Source organism: Microcystis sp. 0824 (genome assembly GCF_003112475.1).
Taxonomy (GTDB): domain Bacteria; phylum Cyanobacteriota; class Cyanobacteriia; order Cyanobacteriales; family Microcystaceae; genus Microcystis; species Microcystis aeruginosa_C.
In genome coordinates this window covers 70,302-94,867 of the sequence record NZ_BDSM01000007.1, presented here as the reverse complement: position 1 = coordinate 94,867, position 24,566 = coordinate 70,302, and the positions used below count along the sequence as shown (strand labels likewise).

At 41.3% G+C, this 24,566-nt stretch carries 24 protein-coding genes and 1 pseudogene; 16 read left to right on the top strand and 9 right to left on the bottom strand.

The window, feature by feature from the left end:
• The first annotated feature begins 7 nt into the window (after positions 1-7).
• Positions 8-1,018 (top strand): tryptophan--tRNA ligase, encoded by a 1,011-nt coding sequence (gene trpS, locus N0824_RS02920; RefSeq protein WP_108935634.1) that lies wholly within the window; start codon positions 8-10, stop codon positions 1,016-1,018.
• A 434-nt stretch (positions 1,019-1,452) separates the two neighbouring features.
• On the top strand, positions 1,453-1,632 hold the full coding sequence (psb34, locus tag N0824_RS02915) for a photosystem II assembly protein Psb34 (RefSeq protein ID WP_108935633.1): 180 nt from the start codon (positions 1,453-1,455) through the stop codon (positions 1,630-1,632).
• Positions 1,633-1,706: 74 nt separating this feature from the next.
• Here psb34 and N0824_RS02910 read toward each other — a convergent pair whose 3' ends face one another.
• On the bottom strand, positions 1,707-2,489 hold the full coding sequence (locus N0824_RS02910; protein ID WP_108935632.1) for a tetratricopeptide repeat protein: 783 nt from the start codon (positions 2,487-2,489) through the stop codon (positions 1,707-1,709).
• Positions 2,490-2,551: 62 nt separating this feature from the next.
• Here N0824_RS02910 and psbP point away from each other — a divergent pair, with 62 nt between their 5' ends.
• From psbP to ureG, 4 genes are all read left to right on the top strand, one after another.
• Entirely contained in the window at positions 2,552-3,100 is a 549-nt protein-coding gene (gene psbP, locus N0824_RS02905) for a photosystem II reaction center PsbP (protein ID WP_108935631.1), read from the top strand.
• 219 nt (positions 3,101-3,319) lie between these two features.
• Complete coding sequence (locus N0824_RS02900) at positions 3,320-3,733, top strand: hypothetical protein (RefSeq protein WP_108935630.1); 414 nt, start codon at positions 3,320-3,322, stop codon at positions 3,731-3,733.
• A gap of 135 nt (positions 3,734-3,868) precedes the next feature.
• The gene (locus N0824_RS02895; protein WP_108935629.1) at positions 3,869-4,456 is read left to right on the top strand and encodes a nucleoside triphosphate pyrophosphatase; all 588 of its coding nucleotides are present in this window, start codon (positions 3,869-3,871) and stop codon (positions 4,454-4,456) included.
• A gap of 175 nt (positions 4,457-4,631) precedes the next feature.
• Positions 4,632-5,225, top strand: a complete 594-nt coding sequence (ureG, locus tag N0824_RS02890) for an urease accessory protein UreG (protein WP_002792251.1) — start codon at positions 4,632-4,634, stop codon at positions 5,223-5,225.
• A gap of 112 nt (positions 5,226-5,337) precedes the next feature.
• Here ureG and N0824_RS02885 read toward each other — a convergent pair whose 3' ends face one another.
• The 3 genes from N0824_RS02885 to N0824_RS02875 form a co-directional block, all read right to left on the bottom strand.
• Positions 5,338-6,063 carry a WecB/TagA/CpsF family glycosyltransferase gene (locus N0824_RS02885; protein ID WP_108935628.1) on the bottom strand — a complete coding sequence of 242 codons (726 nt, stop codon included), beginning with the start codon at positions 6,061-6,063 and terminating at the stop codon, positions 5,338-5,340.
• A 27-nt stretch (positions 6,064-6,090) separates the two neighbouring features.
• On the bottom strand, positions 6,091-7,506 hold the full coding sequence (locus N0824_RS02880) for an ABC transporter substrate-binding protein (protein ID WP_108935627.1): 1,416 nt from the start codon (positions 7,504-7,506) through the stop codon (positions 6,091-6,093).
• Positions 7,507-7,699: 193 nt separating this feature from the next.
• Entirely contained in the window at positions 7,700-9,301 is a 1,602-nt protein-coding gene (locus N0824_RS02875; RefSeq protein ID WP_108935626.1) for a radical SAM protein, read from the bottom strand.
• A 387-nt stretch (positions 9,302-9,688) separates the two neighbouring features.
• Between N0824_RS02875 and N0824_RS02870 the strand changes: the two genes are divergently transcribed.
• The 8 genes and pseudogenes from N0824_RS02870 to N0824_RS02830 all read left to right on the top strand — a co-directional run bounded on the left by N0824_RS02870 (position 9,689) and on the right by N0824_RS02830 (position 17,351).
• The gene (locus N0824_RS02870; protein WP_108935625.1) at positions 9,689-9,865 is read left to right on the top strand and encodes a DUF4089 domain-containing protein; all 177 of its coding nucleotides are present in this window, start codon (positions 9,689-9,691) and stop codon (positions 9,863-9,865) included.
• A complete protein-coding gene (locus N0824_RS02865) occupies positions 9,862-11,178 on the top strand; it encodes an AtzE family amidohydrolase (RefSeq protein ID WP_108935624.1) in 1,317 nt (438 codons plus the stop codon). Before N0824_RS02870 ends, N0824_RS02865 begins: the two co-directional genes overlap by 4 nt.
• A gap of 48 nt (positions 11,179-11,226) precedes the next feature.
• Positions 11,227-12,369, top strand: coding sequence for a glycosyltransferase family 4 protein (locus N0824_RS02860; RefSeq protein ID WP_108935623.1), 1,143 nt, complete (start codon positions 11,227-11,229; stop codon positions 12,367-12,369).
• Positions 12,366-13,050, top strand: a pseudogene (locus N0824_RS02855) (glycosyltransferase). The gene N0824_RS02860 and the pseudogene N0824_RS02855 overlap by 4 nt, the downstream one beginning before the upstream one ends.
• Positions 13,037-13,828, top strand: a complete 792-nt coding sequence (locus N0824_RS02850; RefSeq protein ID WP_108935622.1) for an MOSC domain-containing protein — start codon at positions 13,037-13,039, stop codon at positions 13,826-13,828. Before N0824_RS02855 ends, N0824_RS02850 begins: the two are co-directional and overlap by 14 nt.
• A gap of 178 nt (positions 13,829-14,006) precedes the next feature.
• A complete protein-coding gene (locus N0824_RS02845) occupies positions 14,007-15,068 on the top strand; it encodes an Mrp/NBP35 family ATP-binding protein (protein ID WP_002796707.1) in 1,062 nt (353 codons plus the stop codon).
• Positions 15,069-15,286: 218 nt separating this feature from the next.
• Positions 15,287-16,567, top strand: a complete 1,281-nt coding sequence (gene rodA, locus N0824_RS02835) for a rod shape-determining protein RodA (protein ID WP_108935620.1) — start codon at positions 15,287-15,289, stop codon at positions 16,565-16,567.
• Positions 16,568-17,198: 631 nt separating this feature from the next.
• Entirely contained in the window at positions 17,199-17,351 is a 153-nt protein-coding gene (locus N0824_RS02830; protein ID WP_108935619.1) for a microviridin/marinostatin family tricyclic proteinase inhibitor, read from the top strand.
• A gap of 140 nt (positions 17,352-17,491) precedes the next feature.
• Here the strand turns inward: N0824_RS02830 and N0824_RS20655 are convergent, their stop codons facing one another.
• Positions 17,492-17,629: a hypothetical protein gene (locus N0824_RS20655; protein ID WP_158269535.1), complete on the bottom strand. Its 138-nt coding sequence runs from the start codon at positions 17,627-17,629 to the stop codon at positions 17,492-17,494.
• Between N0824_RS20655 and N0824_RS02825 the strand changes: the two genes are divergently transcribed.
• Together N0824_RS02825 and N0824_RS02820 are read left to right on the top strand one after the other, a co-directional pair.
• Positions 17,628-18,608 carry an MvdC family ATP-grasp ribosomal peptide maturase gene (locus N0824_RS02825; protein ID WP_108935618.1) on the top strand — a complete coding sequence of 327 codons (981 nt, stop codon included), beginning with the start codon at positions 17,628-17,630 and terminating at the stop codon, positions 18,606-18,608. The genes N0824_RS20655 and N0824_RS02825 overlap by 2 nt on opposite strands.
• 53 nt (positions 18,609-18,661) lie before the next feature.
• Entirely contained in the window at positions 18,662-19,636 is a 975-nt protein-coding gene (locus N0824_RS02820) for an MvdD family ATP-grasp ribosomal peptide maturase (RefSeq protein ID WP_012265553.1), read from the top strand.
• A gap of 353 nt (positions 19,637-19,989) precedes the next feature.
• Here N0824_RS02820 and N0824_RS02815 read toward each other — a convergent pair whose 3' ends face one another.
• From N0824_RS02815 to N0824_RS02800, 4 genes are all read right to left on the bottom strand, one after another.
• Complete coding sequence (locus tag N0824_RS02815; RefSeq protein ID WP_108935617.1) at positions 19,990-20,523, bottom strand: GNAT family N-acetyltransferase; 534 nt, start codon at positions 20,521-20,523, stop codon at positions 19,990-19,992.
• A gap of 200 nt (positions 20,524-20,723) precedes the next feature.
• The gene (locus N0824_RS02810; protein ID WP_108935616.1) at positions 20,724-22,787 is read right to left on the bottom strand and encodes an ABC transporter ATP-binding protein/permease; all 2,064 of its coding nucleotides are present in this window, start codon (positions 22,785-22,787) and stop codon (positions 20,724-20,726) included.
• A 387-nt stretch (positions 22,788-23,174) separates the two neighbouring features.
• Positions 23,175-23,429, bottom strand: coding sequence for a hypothetical protein (locus tag N0824_RS02805; protein ID WP_002783089.1), 255 nt, complete (start codon positions 23,427-23,429; stop codon positions 23,175-23,177).
• Positions 23,430-23,527: 98 nt separating this feature from the next.
• Positions 23,528-24,472: an NAD(P)/FAD-dependent oxidoreductase gene (locus N0824_RS02800; RefSeq protein WP_108935615.1), complete on the bottom strand. Its 945-nt coding sequence runs from the start codon at positions 24,470-24,472 to the stop codon at positions 23,528-23,530.
• Positions 24,473-24,566 lie beyond the last annotated feature (94 nt).

Here is a 24,566-nt window from a genome sequence, read left to right as displayed (position 1 = left end):
ATGAGTTATGGGTAAACAAAGAATCTTATCTGGTGTACAACCAACTGGCAATTTACATTTAGGCAATTATCTCGGTGCGATCCGCAATTGGGTGGAGGGACAAAAAGACTACGATAATTTCTTTTGTGTGGTCGATTTACACGCGATCACCGTTCCCCATAATCCCGCCACTCTTGCGGAGGATACTTTAGCAATTGCCGCTTTATATTTAGCCTGCGGAATTGATTTAGAATATGCGACTATCTTTGTCCAATCCCACGTTAAAGCTCATACAGAATTAACTTGGTTATTGAATTGTATCACCCCTTTAAATTGGTTAACCGATATGATTCAATTTAAAGAAAAAGCGATTAAACAGGGGGAAAATGTTGGCACAGGTTTACTCGATTATCCCGTGCTGATGGCTGCCGATATCTTACTCTACGATGCCGATAAAGTACCCGTGGGAGAAGATCAAAAACAACATTTAGAATTAACCCGCGATATAGCCGTTAGAATTAATCATCTTTTTGGACAACCGAAACAACCAATTTTAAAACTTCCCGATCCGATGATCCGCAAGGAAGGAGCGCGGGTGATGAGTTTAACCGATGGCCGGAATAAAATGTCTAAATCCGATCCTTCCGAGATGAGTCGGATTAATATTCTCGATAGTCCCGATGTCATTGCTAAGAAAATTAAACGCTGTAAAACCGATCTAGTTAAGGGTTTAACTTTCGATGATCCGGAGCGTCCCGAATGCCATAATTTATTAACTCTCTATAGCATTTTATCGGGAAAAAGTCAAGAGGTGGTCGCGGGAGAATGTGCCGATTTAGGTTGGGGACAATTTAAACCGATGTTAACAGAAGTTACCATAGAATCTCTGAAACCTATTCAGGAAAAATACGCCGAAATTAGAGAGGATAAAGATTATTTAGCCACAGTTTTGCGGCAAGGTCGTCTCAAAGCAGAAGCGGTGGCCAATCAAACTCTCGATCGAGTCAAAAATGCCATGGGTTATTTACCACCATTTTAGGGAAAATAAAACCAGAGATGTCTGGGGCGAATTTCTGCTAGGCTGTCCAGAGAAACTCGCTCTAATAACATTCATCGCCAGAGGGTCGCGAAATTCCGCCGTAATTTTCCCTAAAAATTCGTTTTCTATCTGTTGAGTTGGATTAGTTTTAGCTACTGCTTGCTGTAATTCTTGGCTATACTATGCTAGATGTTGGGACAATTCAATTATAGTTTTTTCTAGTTGTGATTAGCCTTTTTTAAGTTGTTTTCGCAGTTTCAATCATTGGAAATGCGATCGCCAATAAAAGTAGCAGAGTCCGGCAGTTACCCCAAGACTAAGAATTGTTATCCCCGTGGGAATTTCCCACATCCCCGACTCGGTTACTAATATGTTGTACTATTGTAATAAGAGGATTTTTTTCCTGAAAAATTGTCATATTCGAGGTTTTGATTATGCCTTATACAAATGAAGAAGGTGGACGCTTAAATAATTTCGCCGCCGAACCGAAAGTTTATCAAGCGGATCCCCCGACTAAATCGGAACAACGTAATTATATTTTCTGGGGTGTTGCTGCGATCACACTTGTGGGTGGACTGTTAGCCGTCGCTTTTTACGCATCTCAAGCTGGCTAAAATTTAGTCCCTCGTAGTTGCGATTTAGCCCTTTTTACTCCTCTTTAGTGCTAAAATCACAACTACTCCCTGTTTTAGGGCTTTTGACCCTGAATTAATGCCACTGCTGACTGAGACTTAGCCGCAGTCCCCTGTTTACCCTGAGATAACGCTAGACGAGTTGCTGCCTCTAAATCAGCGATCGCTTTTTCCCTGTTTCCCAATTTATAATAGGTCAAACCCCGATTGTGGTAGGCTTCGGCAAAATTAGCATTGATTTTCAGACTCTCATTGTAGTCCCTTAAAGCCATTTCCTGCTGTCCGGCTCGGTTATAGGCCAAGGCGCGATTATAGAAAATGCGATCCTGTCCTCTGGTTCCCTGTAAACTCAAAGCTTTTGTGTAATCCTCGATCGCTTCTAGGTGTTTGCCTAAGTCATCCTTAGCATTACCGCGATAAATGAAGAAATCAGCAAAATTTCCGTTTAAAGCGATCGCTTTTGTGCAATCCTCCACGGCTGCCTCGTATTTTTTCGTCAGATAATAGGCATAACAACGATTACCGAGAGCGTTAACATAATTAGAGTTGATTGTCAAGGCCTGGGTATAATCTGCGATCGCTCGCTCGTACTGGCCGAGAACTAATTCCGCATAGCCGCGATTATAGTAAGCATCGGCATCCTTCGGTTCTAATTGTAGAGCTTGAGTAAAATCTGCGATCGCCCCTGAGTAATCCCCTGCGGTTAAACGATCCACCCCCCGATTATAAAATTCTACAGCCTTCACGGGGTTAGCGGTAGTTTGAGCGCTTAGGGGAGAGATAGTCAGTAAAAAAGTCGCTATAGCCATAATAATTGTCAATTTTTTCTTAATTTTCATAATCCGTTCACCTAAACAATTCAAGGTAAAATTAAACAGCCCTACTTACAGGTCAAAATATCATGATTAAATCTCTTTTGGCGACTTTCCTCCTAATCACCACCCTCCTCTTCACCGCTTGTGCAACTCCCATCGCTGGACTGCAAGGATACACCAGTGGCAGCCAAGGCTATCAATTTTTATATCCTAAGGGTTGGACGCAGGTGGATGTGAAAAAAGTTGCGGGAGTAGATGTGGTTTTTCATGACTTGATCGAAACGAGCGAAAATTTAAGCGTTATTATTAACCCCGTCCCCGACAATAAAACTTTAACAGATTTAGGGACACCCTCGGAAGTGGGCTATCGTCTCCTAAAAAATAACAGTCTTAACCCCAATCTTGATAAGGAAGTAGAATTAATTCGCTCAGAATCCCATCAAATCGACGGCAAAGATTATTATATCCTCGAATATCAAGTTAAATTACCCAACGGCCAAGAACGTCATAATCTGGCCAGCGTCACGGTTAATAATAATAAACTCTATTCTTTTAATCTTTCCACTTCCCAAAAACGTTGGACTCAAATTCAAGAACTCTTTGAAACTATCGTTGATTCTTTCTCGGTTAGTTAGGGAAATAGGCAACTGGCAACAGGCAATAGGGGAAATATAATAAATAAAAGTAATCTCCTGACGACCGAATCCTAAAAAAGTGAACAGTAATCAGTGATCAGTAATCGGTGGGGAAGTGGAGTGTGGTAACTGATAACTGATAACTGGTAACTGATAACTGGTAACTGATAACTGATAACTGATAACTGATAACTGGTAACTGATAACTGATAACTGAATATGAGTAACTCGGAAGAAAATAGACTAGATAGACTCGAATCTCTTGCTGAAAATACCCTAACAGAACTACGGGAAATTAAATCAGGACTACAGGAGATTAGATTAGGATTACAGGAGATTAAATTAGGATTACAGGAAACCAATCAGGGATTAAAAGAAACTAGAGCGATCGCTAATTCTAACGTCAAATTGATCGAAGCGTTAACTAATAGTCTTGCTCAGTCTAAAAAAGAATGGGAAAAAGACAGACGGGGACTTTATCAAATGTTAGGACAATTAACTCGATCGAGGTCAGATTTTTATGAGGTTCAGTCATATTTTTACAATCGATTTGACAAAATTGAAGAAAGACAATCCCGTATGTTTGAGATTTTAGATCGTTATTTTACCCCCGAAAATACTGCCAATTCCTAGCAGAAATAGCTAAAAATTTGATAACTGATGGTGGGTTACGGCAAATAGATAAATTGATAATTAAATCTAATAATTTGTCATTGCCTAACCCACCCTACCTAACTTTTATACTTTTGACTTTTTCCTTTAAAACTTATGTCCATTCCCTTGATTCTTGCTTCCGCTTCTCCTGCGCGTAAAAAACTATTACAAATGATCGGAATTGATCCGATTGTGCGGGTGAGTAACTTTGATGAATCGACAATTAATGCTGATGATACTCTCCATCTTGTCCAAACTTTAGCCCAATGTAAAGCGCAAACGATCGCCCCCCAATTTGATACAGGATTAATTCTTGGTTGTGATTCCGTCTTAGAAGTAGCGGGGGAAGTCTATGGCAAACCCAAGGATAAATCAGAAGCGATCGAGCGTTGGCAAAAAATGCGTGGTCAGGTGGGTACACTCTATACAGGTCATGCTTTAATTGATCGAGTTAATCATCAAACCTTGACTCGTTGTGGGATCACTAAAGTTCACTTTGCCAATATCAACGATCAAACAATTATTGCCTATGTTGACACCGAAGAAGCCCTCAAATGCGCCGGCTGTTTTGCCCTAGAAGGAAAGGGGGGTTTATTCGTAGAAAGATTAGAGGGATGTCACAGTAATGTTATCGGTTTAAGTTTACCCCTATTTAGGCAGATGTTAACGGATTTTGGCTACCAAATCACTGACTTTTGGTGATCTTTTGGCTGATAATTTTCCCAAATTTATTGACAAAAGGGCTTGACAAATTCTCAGATTTGTGTTAACCTTTTATTATAATGGGAATCCGTGTCGCCCTGCGAACCCCTCTTTTTTCTATCGGATAGCCCCAAAATTTTTAACCCGTTCCTTTTCACTTTTTCCCGAAAAAACTATGTCTTGCTTGCGCGTGGGAATTGCCGGTCCGGTGGGTTCAGGAAAAACAGCCCTGCTCGATGCTCTGTGTAAAAATTTGCGGGATCAATATCCGATCGCCGTAGTCACCAATGACATTTATACTCAAGAAGATGCCCAATTTTTAGTGCGATCACAAGCTTTAGCCCCGGAAAGAATTTTAGGAGTAGAAACGGGAGGATGTCCCCATACAGCTATTCGCGAGGATGCCTCAATTAACTTAGTTGCCATTGAACAGTTAGAGAGAAAATTTGCTAACTTAAAGTTAATTTTTCTGGAAAGTGGCGGCGACAATTTAGCGGCAACCTTTAGCCCGGAATTAGTAGATTTAACCATCTATGTGATTGACGTGGCAGCCGGAGATAAAATCCCTCGCAAGGGTGGACCTGGTATCACCAAATCGGATTTATTGGTAATTAATAAAATAGATTTAGCCCCGATGGTGGGGGCAGATTTAGGAGTGATGGATAGAGATGCCAAAAAGATGCGCGGAGATAAACCCTTTATCTTCACCAACTTAAAAACACGGGAAGGATTAGAGCGAGTGATTGCCTTTATCGAAAAGAATTTATAATAACTAAGTAGTCGTGCAAAATAAATTTCCTGGTGAAGATAGGCAAAAGGCAAGAGGCAAGAGGCAAGAGGTGGTTAGATATGTGTAATTAATTTTGCTTAGGTACTTATTACTAGGAATAAAAAAGAGAGCGCCAGAAAAATTTAGGTAAAGCTAACATTCTTTTCCAGCGCCAAGGTTCCTGATAGAGTCGATACAACCACTCTAAATTATTGTCACAGAAAAAGCGAGGGGCGCGGATTTTTGTCCCAGACCAGATATCAAAACTGCCCCCCACACCTACCCAGATAGCTTGGGGACAGAGATGGCGATGTTCCCTAATCCAATATTCTTGTCGGGGTACTCCCAAACCAACTAAAATTAACCGAGGTTGTTGATCTTTTAACACCTCAATCCAATCGGACATTTCCTGGGAGGATAGATAACCGTGGTTAGCCAGAATACGGATATTAGGTATCTTTTTTTGCCAATTACTTGCCGCTTTTTCCGTAATCCCCGGTTTACCCCCAAAAAAAGCAATAGGAGAACTTTCTCCCTGCATTCCTAACTCAGTAATTAAGGATTCTGATAATTCAATACCGGGGCAGCGGGTTTGTTTTTTGCCCCTTAATTTTAAGTAAATAACAATCCCAGCACCGTCGGGAATAACTAAATCTGCTTCTCGAATAACTTGGGCTACTTTGGCATCATTTTCCCCTAACATTGCCATTTCTGCATTAAGAGTGACAACGTGGGAACCAAAACCTTGATAGGCGCGATCTATTAACCAACGACTGTAGTTATCGAGAAGATGAACCGGTAAACCGAGAACTGAATATTTGGGGGGAGTTTCTAACATATAAGTCATCTTGATTTAGTTGTCATTTTATCGAGAAATTGGCACAAAATCTACCCCAAAACTAGAACGAGAACCGGGTTTAACTACCACTAATTGCACGGATTGATTGCGATCGCCAGATGGTAAAAATCGCACGGGATTAGTCGCCCCGGGTACAGAAAAATCACTGCTTCTTAACGCCTGTTGAACTCCCTCTCGGCTAGATTCTGCCTTAATTCCGGCGATTAAAGCCTGAGCAGCGTCATAGGCGGTGGCGGTGCGCCAATTTACGTCTCCTTGCCACAATTGGCGGGAATTATTCACAAAAGGACTATTCGGATTAGCCGCCAAATGCCAAGCGACAGCGACAATCATGCCCAGGGCATTTTTTCCGCCTACATCCAGAGTTTTGGGGCTATAAACGTCATCACCCGCCACAATCGGTAATTTTTGGCCATTGATCTGAACCACCTGTAAAGCCTTATCTAGGGTACCACTATCCCCAAGAAGGGCGATTAGATTTGCTCCCTCCTGTTGAGCTTGTTGGAGGCTTTTAGAAGGGGTAAAAGTGAGGGAAGATAGATCAAATTCACTCACCACTTGACCTCCTCCTAATCCTAAAGCGGTCGTAAATTCAGATTTTAGGGATTGACTATAATTACTTTGGGAGTTAAAAAATACCACTGCTTTGACGTTAGGAATTTTTTGCAAGCTAGATTCAGCTAATGCTCGTGCTGCCACAAAATCACTGGGAACAGAACGAAAGATATAGTCACCAAAATTGGAGAGTTTAACTGAGGTACTGATGGGGGAAATCATTACTAATCCCGCTTTTTGATAGATAGCCGCCGCCGCTAAAGATGTGTCACTGCTAGTGTGTCCTACTACTCCTAAAATGCTGTTATCAGCCGTTAATTTTTGGGCAATTTGAGCGGCAATTTCGGGATTATCAGCATCATCAGCAATGAGAACTTTTAAAGGAGTGCCATTAATTCCCCCAGCTTGATTGATTTGATTTTGAGATTGGGCAACTCCTCGTAAAACTTCTAGGGCGGTATTGACATTGCTACCAATTGGCACGGAAACGGCGATACTATAGGACTTAGCTTCACCAATACGAGCGTTATTTAAGTAGATGAGAGCTTCCGGATCATTTTGATTAGTTTGCAGGGATTTTTCTAGGAGGTAAACTGCTTGCTGAAAGTCTCCTTTTCCGAGTGCCTGTATGGCGGCTTGTTTGTCAGAAGAAGCCCCTTCAACTATTAATAAGTTTTCCCCTTGACTAAATCTTGCTTGTGCCGATACCGATTTTTGCCCGGGTGATATTTTCTCGATTTCGGAAAGATTGGTTGGGTTATTTTTTCCTTGAAAACGATTGTATAACCACCAACCACCAGCCCCAAAAAATACTAGGGTAATCAGCAGGGCTAAAAGCAGGGTAACGGTCTCATTTTTCTGGCTCATGGGCTGATCAACTAAGATTAAATTAATGGTTTAATCGAGATTTATAGTTAATAAAAGTGGCTCTTTTTTGTTTTTAATAGGGCTAATTCAAGTCTGAATGGCACCAATACCCAGCCTACCTTGATAGAATACCTCATTTGGGGTTTGATAGTCAAGACATTGTTTAAATGCGTCTTAGCTTATTAGCGATACTTTACCTTTTTGTTTGGGAATCTTCTAAATGTTTTATTAAAACATTTGAGGATAAAGGACCGTGTAAATGACTCCAGGGTAAAACCTGTTCTAAACGCCATTGTTGATGAACATAATAATCTAGAGGGGGAATTTGTCCTTTTAGTTCCTTAAAAGCCCGTTTATAACTGCCTAAAGAATCACCGTAGCCACGGGTTAATTCTAACAGGGAAGTTAAGCGGCGATCTCCTCTAGACAATAGGGCTTGAATCACCGACCAATTATAACTTTCTGGACGAAATTCTATGCCCTGTTTACCTAATTGTTTCTCTAGATATTTTAATCTTTTTTCGGCCATTTTATTAACTCCAAACCACTGAAAAGGAGTATGAGATTTAGGCACAAAGGTGCTGCAACCGAAAGAAATTCGCAGTCCAGAGGCGGCTTTTTTTAAGGCTATTAACATTTCCATAGTCGCCGCTATATCTTCGGTTTCTTCTCCCGGTATTCCCACCATACCATAGAGTTTTATCCCTTTTAAACCGCCCGCTTTAGCATTAATGGCAGCTTGGATAATTTCATCATTGGCTAACTTTTTGTTGATAATTTCCCGCAAGCGATCAGAACCACTTTCTACGGCAATAGTAATTGATTTGCTGTCTCTTAGGGATAAAATTCTAGCTAATTTTTCTGTGACGGTATTAGTTCTAACTGAAGCGATCGAGAGTCTAACTCCCTCAAATTTTGGTTGAAAAAGATAATCAAGTAAGGTTTCAAATTCGGGATGCTGGCTGACGGAAGCACCTAATAAACCCAAGCGATCGGTCACTTTTAAACCTTTTTCAATGGCGGGAATCAGGGATTCTAAACTAGCAGTACGAAAGGGTAAAGTTAGATAACTAGCTAAACAAAAACGGCACATTTCTGGACAACTTCGCACCACCTCTACCATATAAATATTCTCCCATGCCGCTTGTTTTGTCACCACCGTAGAAGCTGAAAGGGTATTACTGCGATAGGTTTGTTTACTAACAAAAGCGGGAACATTATTATCTATGGGTAGAATTGCCGTAATTTCGCCATCAGGACTATCATAATTAACGGTATATAAACTAGGAACATACACCCCTGGAACCTGGGACAAATGACGGAGTTTTGTCGGGCGATCAGCGTTTCTCACCTCTTGATAGGCATTAATAAAATCAGCAATTAAATTTTCACCATCTCCCAATAAAATTACATCAAAAAAAGCGGCAAAAGGTTCGGGATTAGCGGTTAAAACTGGTCCCCCTCCAAAAATTATCGCCTGCCGATCTTGCCGTTGATGACTGTGACAGGGAATTTCTAAAGATTCTAACAGCGAGAGGATATTAACATAGTCTAATTCCCAAGAAAAGGAAAAGCCAACTAATTCGGGATAGCGGGGTAAAGATTCTTGAAAATCCGTAAATAAACGACTAACTTGTATATCTGATCGCAGGGCTAAAGTTGCCCAAACAATTTGATAACCTAAACTGGTTATACCCACGGAATACTGATTAGGAAAAGCAAAAATAGTTTTAATGGCATCACTGTGGGGGATTGCGGGAGTAAAGAGCAGTTTTTCGTCTTGTAAGATGGTCATTTCAGTTATCAGGTATCAGGTATCAGGTATCAGGTATCAGTGACTACCAGTAGTCTTCAGTAGCTTTTAATTTTCATTCTCTTGAAAGGGGAGACTTATTACCTCTTGTTTTTGGTCAGATATAAGTTTAATTTAATCTGGAGGTGAAGGAGGGGAAAATATCTCAATATACAGTTCTAGTATCCTATCTCAGGTTATGATCCTAGGGAGTCGGTGGTCAAGAACAAATTTAAGTTATACTTACTCCCTAGGGATAGCTATTGTATTTACAGGACATTTTCTCTTATATCCTAGCAATTTTCACAGCTTAACTAGGTGTCGATTTTATTCCTGAGCGCTGCTTTCAAGCAAATCTTGATCTCCTTCACCCCAGCCAGAATGAAATCTATGAATAATTCCGAAGAATACGTTATAATCATGGCGAAAATCCTAGATTTAGCCATTCCCGATCGCTATTTAAATTCTGTGGTTGAAAACTGGCAACGCTTGCAAGAAATCGCCAGTTTAGTGACAGAATTTCCCTTAGAGGATGACGGGGAAAGCGCCCTCAGCTTTGAACCATGACTATTTCTGTGAGCAATTTAGCTCGATCGATCCAAAATCGTCAAACTAGAGCCTTAGAAGTTATTAGCCAGACTTTGGCGGAGATAGAGGCAAAAAATACCCATTTAAATTGCTTTACCGACATTTTACACCCTAGAGCGCTCGCTCAAGCCCAAAAAATCGATCAAGCGATCGCCAATGGGGAACCCGTCGGTGTCTTAGCAGGAGTCCCCTTCGCCGTCAAAAATCTCTTTGATATCAAGGGTATTGTCACCCTTGCCGGCTCCAAAATCAATCGAGATCACCCTGCCGCCAGACAAGATGCGATCGCTATTCAAACCCTAGAAGCGGCTGGGGCAGTTTTGGTGGGGGCGACCAATATGGATGAGTACGCCTACGGTTTTGTCACCGAAAATGCCCATTATGGAGCCACTGCCAACCCCCTCGATCCTAGTCGCGTCTCGGGGGGAGCCTCCGGCGGTTCCGCCGCTGCCGTTGCCGCTAATTTAGTGCCTCTCGCCCTCGGTTCCGATACTAATGGTTCGGTGAGGGTTCCCGCCGCTTGCTGTGGCGTGGTGGGGCTAAAACCCACCTTTGGGCGCGTATCCCGTCAGGGCCTATTTTTGTTCGTTAGTAGTTTGGATCATCCGGGATTTTTTAGCGGCAATGTGGCGGATATGGCCGCTATTTGGCGTGTTTTTGCCAAAAATAACCTTAAAGCTCCTTTAAATGGCTTAGAGGGGGTAAAAATAGCCCTTGCCGACGATTATTTTCAGCAGGGAGCCGAACCGGAAGTAATCGAGGCGGTGACAGCGATCGCCGAACGTTTAGGAGTGAGCCAAAAAATCACCATTCCCGAAACCACCCGCGCCAGAGCAGCCGCCTATATAATTACCGCTTCTGAGGGGGCAAATTGGCATTTACCGCGTTTACAGACCAGATTAGAGGATTTTGACCCCGCAACCCGGGATCGCTTCTTGGCAGGGGCATTAATTCCCTCTAGCTGGTATTTACAGGCTCAACGTTTTCGCCGTTGGTATCGCGATCGTCTGCGAGAGATTTTCACCGAAGTCGATATTATCCTCACCCCGACGATTCCCTGTATTGCGCCGCCGTTAGGAGTAGAAAAAATGATTATTGACGGGCAAGAGCTATTAATTAGATCTAATTTAGGCAGATTCACCCAACCTTTTTCTTTTATCGGTTTACCTGCCCTTTCTTTGCCGATTAAACGTTCATCCAGGCTACCTTTAGGTTTACAAATCATCGCCGCTCCCGATCGCGAAGACTTAATCCTAAGGGTAGCCAGGGTTTTAGAAAAAATGCTTGCGTAAAGACCGGATTTTGCTAGAATCTTAAACTAATGTCAGGTATCAATCATCATGAATAACCCTCTAAGCAAAAAAATCGCTATCTACTACCCTTGTTTTTTGGGTGGTGGTGCGGAAGCGGTTGCTCTCTGGATGATGGAAGCTTTGAAAGATAAGTATCATCTGACTCTAATAACTTTTGCTGACCTCGATTGGCAACGGTTGAATTTAATGTATGGAACAACTTTAAATGCTCAATCAATCAAAGTTGATTCTTTACTACCCAAGAGCTTCTATCGTGTCAATAATGCCCTAGCTTCTAATAATAAACACTTTCGACAATTAGCTATTCATCTCAGTTTAAGACATTGTAAACAAAAGCAGCAAGATTACGATTTAGTAATTTCTGCTTATAACGCCGCCGATTTAGGTAGGCCAGGTATGCAGTACATTCACTGGATTAAGGTTTTAGAAGGTGGAGAGTTAGCCCAGAAATATTATAATCGTATCTCTAATTTTTCTGTGGATAATTTGAAAAAAAACTTCTCTTTAGCCAATTCAGGGGCAGTAGCAGCAGCCATTAAGGACTATTATGGAATTGATGCTAAAGTTGTCTATCCTCCCGTGGTAATTAAACCGGCAGACATTGCTTGGCAAGATAAGGAAAATGCCTTTATCTGTAGCGGTCGTTTGGTAGAGGCAAAACAACCCCATCGGGTAATTCAATGTTTGGAAAAAGTTCGTCAAAAAGGCATTGATGTTAAACTCTATATTACTGGGGGCGGTGGCGGTAACGCTGAGGCTAAATATAAACGTTATTTGGATCAGTTAATTCGAGATAATTCTGATTGGATTGAGCTATGTGAAAACCTTAGTTATGAAGAATACTCCCAAGTTTTATACCGTTGTAAGTATGGTATTCATTTTAAACCTGAACCCTTTGGCATTTCTATCGCCGAGATGGTAAAAGCTGGCATCATTCCCTTCACCCGTGAAGGAGGGGGACCAGCAGAAATTATTGGTCAAGAAAACACCGATTTGTTTTTTAATAATCTTGAGGAGGCGGTAGAAAAAATTGCCCATGTGATGCAAAATGAGGATAAGCAATATCAATTACTTTCCTCTTTGGAGAAACAAAAAGTATTGTTTTCTACCGATAAGTTTATGGAAGATATTAATAATGTAGTTACTGGCTATCTTCAAGTAAATCTATGAAAATCGTCATCCCGATCATGTTTTATCGCAAAGGAGCAGTAGAAAGAGCCATCATCTCTTTAATACCTAGCTTGTTAGAATACGTCGAACAAATTATTATTGTACCCCCTCGTAATGACATTGAATATTTTAATTCTTTAATGCCTGATTCTGATAAACTTATCTACGAAAATTTTTATTTTTACCCCAAGAGTTTTGAGACGAAACTAATCTATTTTTATGGTCTTATAGCGAATTTTTATCAACCCCTAAGACTGACTTATATTCATCGTCTTTTCTCTCCTATAATTGAGCTTTTACCCATCGAAGCAAGAATTAATAGGTTATCAAGACTATGAAACCTTGCAATTTTATTATCAAACCTGTTCCTCTGTGGTATTTCCCTCAAAATACGAAGGTTTTGGATTAGCAATAGCAGAAGCAATTTTACAGGGTATTCCCGTTATCGCTTCCGATTTAGAAGTGTTTCAAGAACAGGTGGAATTATATAATTGTCCTGAAAGAGTGCAATTCTACCCTAGGGGAGATGCGGACAGTTTAGCCAATTGTTTAGAACAATTTATCCTCAATCCAATTCCTCGCTTGTTACCCGAAGATATTCCCAATAAAGTTAATCTATGGACTTGGAAAGATGTGGCCAAAAAATATGTAGAACTACTGAAAGAAAATGCAGGTTACTGATCTCTATATCTACCCGATTAAATCCTGTCGAGGTATTCAACTATCCCACGCTGAAGTGACTCCTAAAGGTTTACTCTGGGATCGAGAAATGATGTTAGTGGATGGCAAGGGTAAATTTATCACTCAAAGAGAATATCCGCAATTAGCCACCGTTTCTATCACAATGACAGAGGATAATTTTTCTCTGAAAACATCTCAAGATTCCCTAACTTTTCAGCCTAATTTCACAGGAGAAAAAAGAGCGGTTCAAATCTGGGAATCTCACACCATAGCCATGGATCAAGGGGATGAAATCGCCGAATGGTTCGAGAAAATTCTCGACATTCCCTGTCGTTTAGTGCGACAATCTCCCGATTATCCACGTCCCGCGAATCCTCGCTATGCAGGGAACGATCATACTCCCGTCAGCTTTGCCGATGGTTATCCAATTTTATTGACTAATACTGCTTCTTTAGAGGACTTAAATCGGCGTTTAGTGGCACCAGTGCCGATGAATCGTTTTCGTCCTAATATTGTTATTAGTAGCGATCAAGCTTTTAGCGAAAGTAGTTGGCAAAAGATCAAAATTGGAGAGATAAATTATGCTCTGGTTAAACCCTGTAGTCGCTGTATTATCACCACCACCGATCAAGAAACAGGTAGGAGAAATCCCCAACAGGAACCTTTAAAAACCTTAAGCACTTTTCGCCGTTTCCCCGGTGGCATCATGTTCGGAGAAAATGTCATCCCCGAAAAGACAGGTACAATTAAAGTCGGCGATCCTATTACCGTAATCTAGGGAAATGGGGGAATGGGGGAATGGGGGAATGGGGAAGCGGGGAAGTGGGGAAGTGGGGGAATGGGGAAGTGGGGAAATGGGGGAATTTCAACTAAAACCCTAAAACCCCAACACCTAACCCCCACAAGGTTAAGATAAATAACCATAAGAACAATACTTGATTAGAGACACTGAAACCATGCCCCTTGATACCGCATCGATTTTAGAAGTATTACGTCCCGTTCAAGATCCGGAACTGCAAAAAAGCCTAGTGGAATTGAACATGATCCGCAATGTGGCGATCGATGGCGGAAAAGTTAGCTTTACCCTAGTTTTGACCACTCCCGCCTGTCCTTTGCGCGAATTTATCGTGGAAGACTGCCAAAAAGCCGTTAAACAGCTGCCCGGGGTGGAAAGTGTCGCCGTGGAGGTAACTGCCGAAACCCCGCAACAAAAAGCTTTACCCGATCGCCAAGGCGTGGAGGGGGTTAAAAATATTATCGCCGTTTCCAGTGGTAAGGGCGGTGTGGGGAAAAGTACCGTGGCTGTCAATATCGCCGTCGCCTTAGCTCATTTAGGGGCAAAAGTGGGGCTATTAGACGCGGACATCTACGGCCCCAACGCCCCGACAATGTTGGGCTTAAATGACGCACAAGTGACCGTACAGGGCGCAAATGGCGAGATATTGGAACCCGCTTTCAACCATGGCATCAAAATGGTTTCCATGGGCTTTTTGATCAACCCCGATCAACCGGTAATCTGGCGCGGTCCGATGTTAAACGGCATTATCCGTCAGTTTCTCTATCAAGTCAATTGGGGCGATTTAGACTATTTAATCGTCGATATGCCTCCCGGTACCGGGGATGCACAATTAACTTTAATTCAATCGGTCCCCCTAGCCGGTGCGGTGATTGTCACCACTCCCCAGACGGTTTCTTTAATTGATGCGCGTCGGGGTTTAAAAATGTTCCAACAGCTAGGGGCGCGGGTTTTGGGTATCGTGGAAAATATGAGTTATTTTATCCCTCCCGATCAGCCCGATCGCTCCTATGATCTATTTGGGTCCGGTGGTGGGGAAAAAACCTCGCAAGAATTGGGTATTCCTTTACTGGGATGTGTGCCTCTGGAGATATCCCTGCGGGAGGGCGGTGATACTGGTGTACCAGTAGTTTTGGGGCAACCGGAATCGGCCTCAGCTAAAGCCCTAATAGCGATCGCTCGTCAGGTGGCGGCGAAAGTATCCGTGGCAGCCTATAGTTAGGGTTTGCGGCAAAAAGTTTTCCCTAGGGGCAGGGTGTGGGGTGTAGGGTGTAGGGTGTAGGGTTTTACCCATTTTCAGGGAAAAAGTCCCTAAATTTTCCCCCCAATCACTCCAATGTCCGGTGCTTTTGGATTTCAAAAAGGTCTAAAAGTCTTATCGAACAATGTTTTTAGATTTATTGAGCAAACCCTAGTTAGTTAGTAAATTTGGGGAGAGAAATGGTGAGAAGACAGTCCCTTGTTAGTAGGAAACTAAGGGGTTTTGGTGATCAGTTTAGCTTCATTTTCCGGGATCTAGCCCAAATGGATCGGCTTTTATTCGTTTTGGTGACGGGTTTAACCGTTTTCGGTGGTTTAATGATTCGTAGTGCCGAAAGACATACTACTGCTCTCGATTGGTGGCAACACTGGTTATTCGGATCCGTGGGAGTGGCGATCGCTTTATTTCTGGCCCGTTGTCGTTACGAAAGTCTGCTGAAATGGCACTGGTTAACCTATCTTCTCACCAATCTCTCCCTAATCGCGGTAATTATCCTAGGGGTGACGGCGAATGGGGCGCAAAGTTGGATTAATATCGGCAGTTTTAACGTGCAACCGTCGGAATTTGCCAAGGTAGGTTTAATTATCACCCTAGCAGCCCTCCTACATCATCGTCCCGCCGATAATCTTTTTGCGATCGCTCGTGTCTTTGCCGTCACTGCCATCCCCTGGGTGTTAATTATGGCGCAGCCGGACCTGGGGACAGGATTAGTCTTTGGGGCAATTACCCTAGGCATGATTTACTGGGCTAATGCGAAACTACCTTGGATGATTATCCTCTTATCTCCCCTCGCATCGGTTTTTCTGTTTAATTTACTTTTTCCTGCTTGGATTGTTTTAGCAATTATCATCGCTGTGCTTGCTTGGTTTACCCTTCCCTACCGTTTTTTATCTACTTTCCTCGTGGTGGCAACTAATCTGGCAGTGGGTAAATTGGGCGAGGTTTTTTGGGGTTTATTAAAAGAATATCAAAAAGATCGTTTAACCCTATTTCTTCACCCAGAAAAGAATCCTTTGGGGGGAGGTTATCAATTAATTCAATCCCGCATTGCCATCGGATCGGGAGAATTATTGGGACGGGGATTACACCAAGGCACCCAAACCCAATTAAATTTTATTCCCGAACAACACACCGATTTTATCTTCTCTGTAGTCGGGGAAGAATTCGGTTTTGTTGGCAGTATTCTAGTTTTAATAGCTTTCTGGTTAATCTGTTGGCGTTTGTTAGTCATTGCTAATACTGCTAAAGAAAACTTTGGTTCTTTAATAGCGATCGGTGTTCTCTCGATGATCGCTTTTCAGGCAATTCTTAATATTAGCATGACCGTGGGATTAGCCCCGATTACAGGGATTCCTTTACCCTGGTTAAGTTATGGACGTTCATCTTTATTAACCAATTTTATCGCCTTGGGTTTAGTGGAATCCGTGGCTAATTATCGCCCCCGTAAGCGTTTGTACTAAGTAGTTGTACAGATATCAGTTATCAGTGATCAGTTATCAGATTTGAGTTTTAAGTGTGGAGTATTAAATCCCACTTTCCGCACTTCTTAACATTCAATTGATGATTTTTACTAATATATTCCTTCCAAACCCTTGCCAGTAAGAATTATAGCTACAATCATGGATTTTGATCAAGGTGAAGAATTGTCAATTTTTTTCTCAGAAAAAATCAATTATTGAAAATGTTCTCAATAGTAGTTTCTACAATCAAGGTTTTTCGTTAAAACATCTTGGGGAATGTAAAAATATATAGCAATTTCCATAGTTGTGAGGTACAGAGTCTTAGGTTTTGAGGAGTCAGGAGTCAGGAGTCAGGAGTTAAGATTTTGGTGTACCTCATGAGATTGGGAAACGCTATATAAAAGTATATGAAGATGTGCTGAATGTCGGATTTAGCGGAAATTTTTCTTAAGTGCTTGACATTTGCCAGATTAGTGCTTACGATGTTTTCCATCACCCAAACAAAGGCAAATTATTTGCACAATCCCAATTCTGAAAGCCATGCACAGCAAAGCTTTCAAGGGTTAGTACAGGTGGTTAGTTTTGTCTGAGTGATTAAACCTATTCACTCGAAATTACCAGAGGAATAACTATGGCATATCCCAACGATCAACAAGGTAAAGCACTTCCTTTCTTTGCTCGTTTCTTGTCCGTAAGCAAAGAGGAATCTTCCATCAAGTCTCCTTCCCCTGAGCGTGAATATAATGTTACACTCAAATACCCTTCTGACTGGGAAGACTTTTAAACTCAGGTTACTTGAGTAATTGCAGCACTTTTCTTGATTACACCGTACAGACAAAAAGCTAAAAGCTCCACTAAGCAAGGCTCGCAGCCAAAAAACTATACGTTGAGATCCTGAGAAGTGCTGTAAAGTAACTTTAGTAATTACTCAAGAAAAAACCAATACTGCAATAAGTCAAGCAAAAGCAAGACTTTTTGCAGCATTTTCTTGAGATTAGGATCAATAAAGACCGACCCAAAAGCCTTAAGATGGGTTAAAATGTAAGGACTTGCAACTGACATGAAAGAATCGCCTAAAGTTGTTTTATTGTTGACCCATAGCGGCGATTTTTTCACGATTGACCGCGTGGCTGAGGCGATAGAAAAAAAAGGAGCCACACCTTTTCGCTTAGATACCGATAAATTTCCCTTAGAGGTTCAATTAACAGCCCAATTTAATGGTAAAAAAAGTTTTTATCAATTAACCTATAACCATCAATCTATTGATAGTGAACAGGTGCAATCTGTTTGGACAAGACGTATTTGGCAGCCTGAACTAACAGGGGATTTAGATCCTCAGTTTCGGGAGGCTTGTGTGCGAGAATCCCAGATGACTTTGGCTGGTTTTTGGGATAGTTTAAGGTCAGCGCGTTGGTTAGATAATTTAGCGCAAATTGAGAAGGCTAAAAATAAGTTATTACAACTTCGTTTGGCCTCAGAAGTTGGCTTAATTATTCCCCCTACCTTAGTTACCAATAATCCTGATGCTGCCCGGGAGTTTTTTTCCCAGGTTCAGGGACGAATGGTGAGTAAATTGTTAACTGCGATCGCCCACAGCATGGAATCGCCGGAATTTTTTCTTTATACCAGTAGGGTGAAAGCAGAAGACCTTGAGGAAGCGGAATCTTTACGCTATTGTCCTATGGTTTTTCAAGCGGAAATTCCCAAACAATTAGAATTGAGAGTTGTCGTGGTTAATGGACAGACATTTGTGGGAGCTTTAGAATCTTCTCAGTATAATAATTCTGCCGTAGATTGGCGAAGACCGGGTATTGATCCGGGTGCTTGGCAACATCATACTTTACCCGATTCACTATTGCAGCAACTTCAGATTTTTATGGCTAATTTAGGGTTGAATTTTGGGGCGTTTGATTTTATCTTAACTCCTGGGGGAGAATACGTTTTTTTAGAAGTTAATCCGGGTGGTGAGTGGGGAATGTTAGAACGGGATTTAGATTTACCTATTTCCAATGCGATCGCCGATTTTTTAGTCTTCGGTTGATCGGCAAAGCTCGCGCTCAAAAAATTGTTAATATTAAGTTTTCAAGGAAATCTATGACCGTTTTAATTGTTACTTTTAGCCACGATAATGAAAGTATTCCTCTGGTAATCAAAGCCATAGAAGCCATGGGTAAAAAAGCCTTCCGTTTTGATACCGATCGCTTCCCTACAGAGGTGAAAGTTGATCTTTACTCAGGCGGTCAAAAAGGCGGAATTATTACCGATGGAGAACAAAAATTAGAGCTAAAAGAAGTTTCTTCTGTTTGGTATCGACGCATGAGATACGGACTAAAATTACCCGATGGGATGGATAGTCAATTTCGCGAAGCTTCTCTTAAGGAATGTCGGTTAAGTATTCGAGGAATGATTGCTAGTTTATCTGGTTTTCATCTTGACCCAATTGCTAAGGTAGATCATGCCAATCATAAACAATTGCAGTTACAAGTAGCGCAACAATTAGGTTTATTAATTCCGGGGACTTTAACTTCTAATAATCCTGAAGCTGTCAAGCAATTTGCTCAGGAGTTTGAAGCGACGGGAATTGTGACTAAAATGCTGTCTCAATTTGCTATTTATGGAGACAAGCAAGAGGAAATGGTTGTTTTTACCAGTCCTGTTACTAAGGAAGACTTAGATAATTTGGAAGGTTTGCAATTTTGTCCCATGACTTTTCAGGAAAACATTCCTAAAGCTTTAGAATTACGCATCACTATCGTCGGTGAACAAATATTTACGGCGGCGATTAATTCCCAACAATTAGACGGTGCTATCTACGATTGGCGAAAAGAGGGAAGAGCGCTCCATCAACAATGGCAACCCTACGATTTACCGAAAACTATTGAAAAACAACTACTAGAATTAGTGAAATATTTCGGTCTCAATTATGGTGCAATTGATATGATTGTCACACCAGATGAACGTTATATCTTTTTAGAAATTAATCCCGTTGGCGAGTTTTTCTGGCTAGAACTTTATCCTCCTTATTTTCCTATCTCCCAGGCGATCGCTGAAATTCTCGTCAACTCATAAACCAACAAATACAGAGCCAGAGTATTTTATCGCATCGACGAGGCTCTGACTCCAGATTTCCCCCCCGACTCCTGACTTGAAAATAGAGGCTGAAATAACGCAACATACTAAATCCGTTGAGTATAGGCTACATATCAGGAGAGATACTCCTACAAGGGGAGTGACTCTTAAATTATTACAGATGCGTCAGCGGCTGCGTGTAAGCATCCCACCGAAAAACTAATGCGCGGGGGGTTTGGGGGCGGCGCCACACCCCCAACGGGGGGTTTGGGGGGTAGAACCCCCCAAAAGCTTGGATTGAGTGATCAAGTGGGAAGTAATACTAAATCCGTTAACCCCACCAACAAACTTTTTCAGCAAACCCTACTTAATTTCCAGACCAAGACTTTCTCTCGCGCTTCTATCAGATTCATGCCGATTTTTTCTAAAACTCGCTTTGAAGCTATATTATCGGGAGCGCAGCCAGCGGTCACTGTTTGCATACCAGGTTGAGAAAGTGTCCAGTCCATCATTGCTTTTGTCGCCTCGGATGCGTAGCCTTGTCGTCGATATAACGGCGCTACTTGATAGCCAATTTCTACAGCATCTGTGGGTAAACCTGTGACATCAGGAATAATTTTGATCATCACATGACCAATAAGGGTATTTTCTGTTTGATGAATAATTAAACTCCCCCATCCCCATTCATTTTGTAAGGGGAATTGCAGCAAAATATTCGCAATATCAGGGAAAGCTTGAATCAATTCTTGTTCGGCCCAGTCAGCTGCAACTTTTACCCCCAAAATTGTTGCTAATTCATCGATACCTATAATTGCGGCCTTGAGAAGTTCAAGCTTTAAGGGGACTAAATATAATCGTTCCGTCACCAGTTTTTCCAGTGCTTTCATTTGATAAAACTCCTATACCAGTTATCAGTTATCAGTTATCAGTTATCAGTTAGTAGCTTGTTAATCAACTTACCCAGCAAAAACCTCATTCTCTAGTTCTCCTGAGAGGGGGAAGTCTGAAAAATTTTCCCTACCCCCTACACCCTACCCCCCACACCCCACACCCTGTCTCACTTTCAATCTGTTTGTCACCCCATTAGCTATATTCTCACCCATTTTAAGGTTTTTGGGTCTTTATCGTAACGATAATTAAAACCATCTTTGGCAGTAATAATTTTACCTAAACTGGCTCGATTACGAACGCTACTTAAAGAATAATCAGTTAGGGACTGCATTTGTTGATGGGACAAACCTTCGGCTATTTCAGAAACTCCGGCAATTTCCGCATCATGCTCAGTTTTAACCTCAGACAAAGTCTCTATTTTTACGGCCGAAAAATTTTCTGATTTTTTTGACATCATCACTAGGTTATTCACTTTTTTGCGCTGATAATCTTCTACAGTTGACAGCTGCCAATGGGAATTTTCTGTTAACTCTAAGACCCATCGATGATAATTAAATAAACTTTCCCGATGACCAACACTAATAAAAGTGGTTTCACTTTCCTGTAATTGCTGATATAAGCTGGCTTCATTGGCCAAATCTAAAGCACTGGTTGCTTCATCTAAGATAGTAAAAGTGGGTTTAGTGATTAATAGTCGAGCAAAAGCTAGTCTTTGCTGTTCTCCGAGGGATAAAATCTGTTCCCAATTGACTTGTTTATCTAAGGTATTTTTGTCAGTTAATAAATGTTGCAGGTTGACTTTTTTTAAGATGTTTTCTAATTCTTCATCGCTCACCTGCTCATTGGTATTAGGATAAAGTAATTGCTGGCGTAAAGTGCCAAGGATAATATAAGGACGTTGGGGTAAAAATAACATTTTAGCTAAAGGAGGACGCACTAAACGGCCGCTACCTGCTTTCCATAAACCGGCGATTGCTCGTAACAAGGAACTTTTTCCTCGACCACTGGGGCCAATAATCAGTAGGCTTTCTCCCAAAGGAACAGAAACCGATAAATTTTCCACAATTACCTTTTCATAATCGGGAGTTTGTAGGGTAAAATTTTCAAAGGCTAGACGATTATCTTCCAGGGTGGTAATACGACTTAAGTTGTTCGGCTCTTCACTGGCAACTTTTAAGGCATCTGTCAAAGTGGCTAACCGTTCAATATAACTGGAAACTTTACCCGATGTTCCCCATTCAGTAATTAATTGTCCCAAGGCATTAGAAAAAAGAAAACAACATAAACTAGCTTGACTAATTTCCCCATAATCGATTTCGTTCTTAATAAACATGGGGGTCAAAATAAACATTGAAAATACACTAATTGCTGACTGATAACCCCGATTAAAAATATTATTAAACCGTTCCCAATTTATCAGTTTTTCCGAGCTTTGAATAACCCGTTCAAAACGGCCTTCAATGATTTTTTCTTCCTGCTCTTCTCCCTGAAAAAAAGCAATGGATTCGGCGTGGTTACGCACATGGGTTAAAGCATAACTATAATCAGCTTTATTATTAAGTTCAGATTGATTAATTTTGTTTAATTCTTGAGTTAGATAAATTGCTATTAAATTTCCTGTGATCGTATAAATGATCAGATAAACCGCAATTTGCCGAGAAATTGTCCAAAGAATAATCGCAAAAGTAATCATTTGTAACCCTTTTTCCACGAAGGTAATTAACAACCTTAGGGTCATGGTCGTAATTGGTTCAATTTCTTGAGATAATCTTTGATCGGGATTTTTTAAGTTCGAGGTAAAATCAATGTTATAATAAGCGCGATAATTGAGATATTTTTTGACGGTTTGTTTCGTTAACCACTTATACCAATCTAAGGCTACTTTGCGACGAATAAATTGAGAAAAAGCAAATAACCCCGTTGTTAATATAATCAACAAACTGGATAACCACAGCGTATTTAGATATTTAGAAAGATCTCTATCTTCAATAATAATGTCGAGTACATAACGATTCCAGTAGCTACTAAAAGCTTCTACCCCCACCGTTGCCAAGATACTTAAAAGGATCAAAGCTGACATCCCCCAAGAAATGATCACATCTCCAAAGGCTCGTCCATTTAACTCCGTTGGATACCAATAGGGTTGAGCGACAATTTTTAGGCTTTCCCAAAATTGACCAAATAGTGAAAAGGGATTATTGGCGGACTGATTGGACACAACAGGGTTTTCCGTTGCTTGTTTAGTAGTATACTGGGGCATCTAGATCCAATTAGCAGTTCTTTTACTGTTCTCTTGACAACTCGCAATCATATTGTAGCGGTAGAATTACCTCTTGTTGTCTTTTGGTAACATTTTTATCTCGAAGTTGAAAGTGACCTATGGTCCAGTCGTTGATGCTCTCAAAATCACCTTAAGTCATGTGCCGAAATGCTCAGGAGCGGATGGACAATCCGCAGTCTTGTGAATATTCGATTCTGACCACTAAACCGGAATTAGTCGCTACTTACCCAGTCCCAGTCTCTCAGAATACTGCCAACTATGGCGAGAAAGCTCTGAGATAACTTAAGAACTACTTGACCCACTTTTGTTACTGTGGCACTTTAGATGCTGTTTACTGTTTACTGATCACTGAAAAACCCCCATCTCTCAATCTCCGTGATCCTCAAAATGATTAGCTAGTAGGAATTTTCGACTGGTATTCAACTCTTGCCAAAGCTGGTTAATTTTCTCGTAAGCTTCCGTGGAGGTAAGTTTTCCTCCACTGTGTAAACCGGCGATAAAAGAGACTCTCAGGGCGAATTCCTGCAAGTTAGCGTTAAAAACCAGATTTTGTGGCGTGAATAAACCCCTGTAGCTGGTTTTAGGGTAGAGAAAGTTATCTTTAGAATTGAATTTTTCCATTGTGACCAACCCCCCAGTATAGGATATCTACATTATTATATATTTAACCTTTTGTTAACTTAAGCTTAACCTAAGAATTTAAACCTGTCTCTAGATTCTTAAGAGAGTAGCTGCTCAACTTGATTAGCCGCCGCTATCCCAGAAGTTAAGGCCGTTTCTAGGGAAGAATTTCTCGATAAATCTCCCCCTTGACACCAATCACCACAGGCAACTAGAGGTAAAGGACTATTAACACTTAAACAGGGTACAGCTAAACCCTGACGGACTAAAGCATAACGCCAACGGTGAATCTGTGACCAATCGGGGAGAGCCAAAGAAGCGCGAGAGAGCAAATCTAGCTTAACTGCTTCTAAATCCTCGCTATCGAGATATTTAACCGCAAAATCTCCACTACTATGCACAACAAAGACATAATCAGGAGATGATTGCCGTTTACTGCTATCAAGTCCTAACCAAGCGATATCTGTGGAGGGAGCAACTGCGGGTAAAGAATCGCCATAACCTGCCATTACCGTTAAACAGGGATCGTAAACGATCGATCGCAATTCTGGCATAGTAGTTATGGGAGAGTTTTCTAACAATAACGCCGCTTGCGGGGCGGGAATAGCCAGGACAATCACCGAAAACTCCCCCCGAATTTGACCGTTATTGTTTAAAAACCATTTTTCTTGATGATTTTCCAGACGAGTAACCAGAAAATCTCGTTCAATTTCTAAACCTTGAGCTAAAAATTTCGCCACGCTATTGATGCCAAAAGGAGCAACATAGCTAGAATCAAACCAAGGAGTAACTATATTCTCTCTGAGGAGATTATCAATTAAAGCTGCCGTTTTTTCGCCCTGAATAGTCAAAAAAGGCAAGCCATGATCCACAGGCATCTCTTGATTGGCTCGATTAACCCGTCGCGTGGCTAAACGACCACCAATGCCTCTAGACTTATCAAATAGCTTAACAGTATAACCTCGATCGCACAACTGACGAGCGCAGGTTAACCCGGCTAAACCCGCGCCAATGATCCCAACATTAATCGAAAAATTTGTCACTAGCCTTCCTAATCCTGTGAACCCTTGAGTTAATATTAGTAGTAATCAGCACTAGCGAAACTAAGTTGATTATTGGGGCTGAGGAGGACAAACC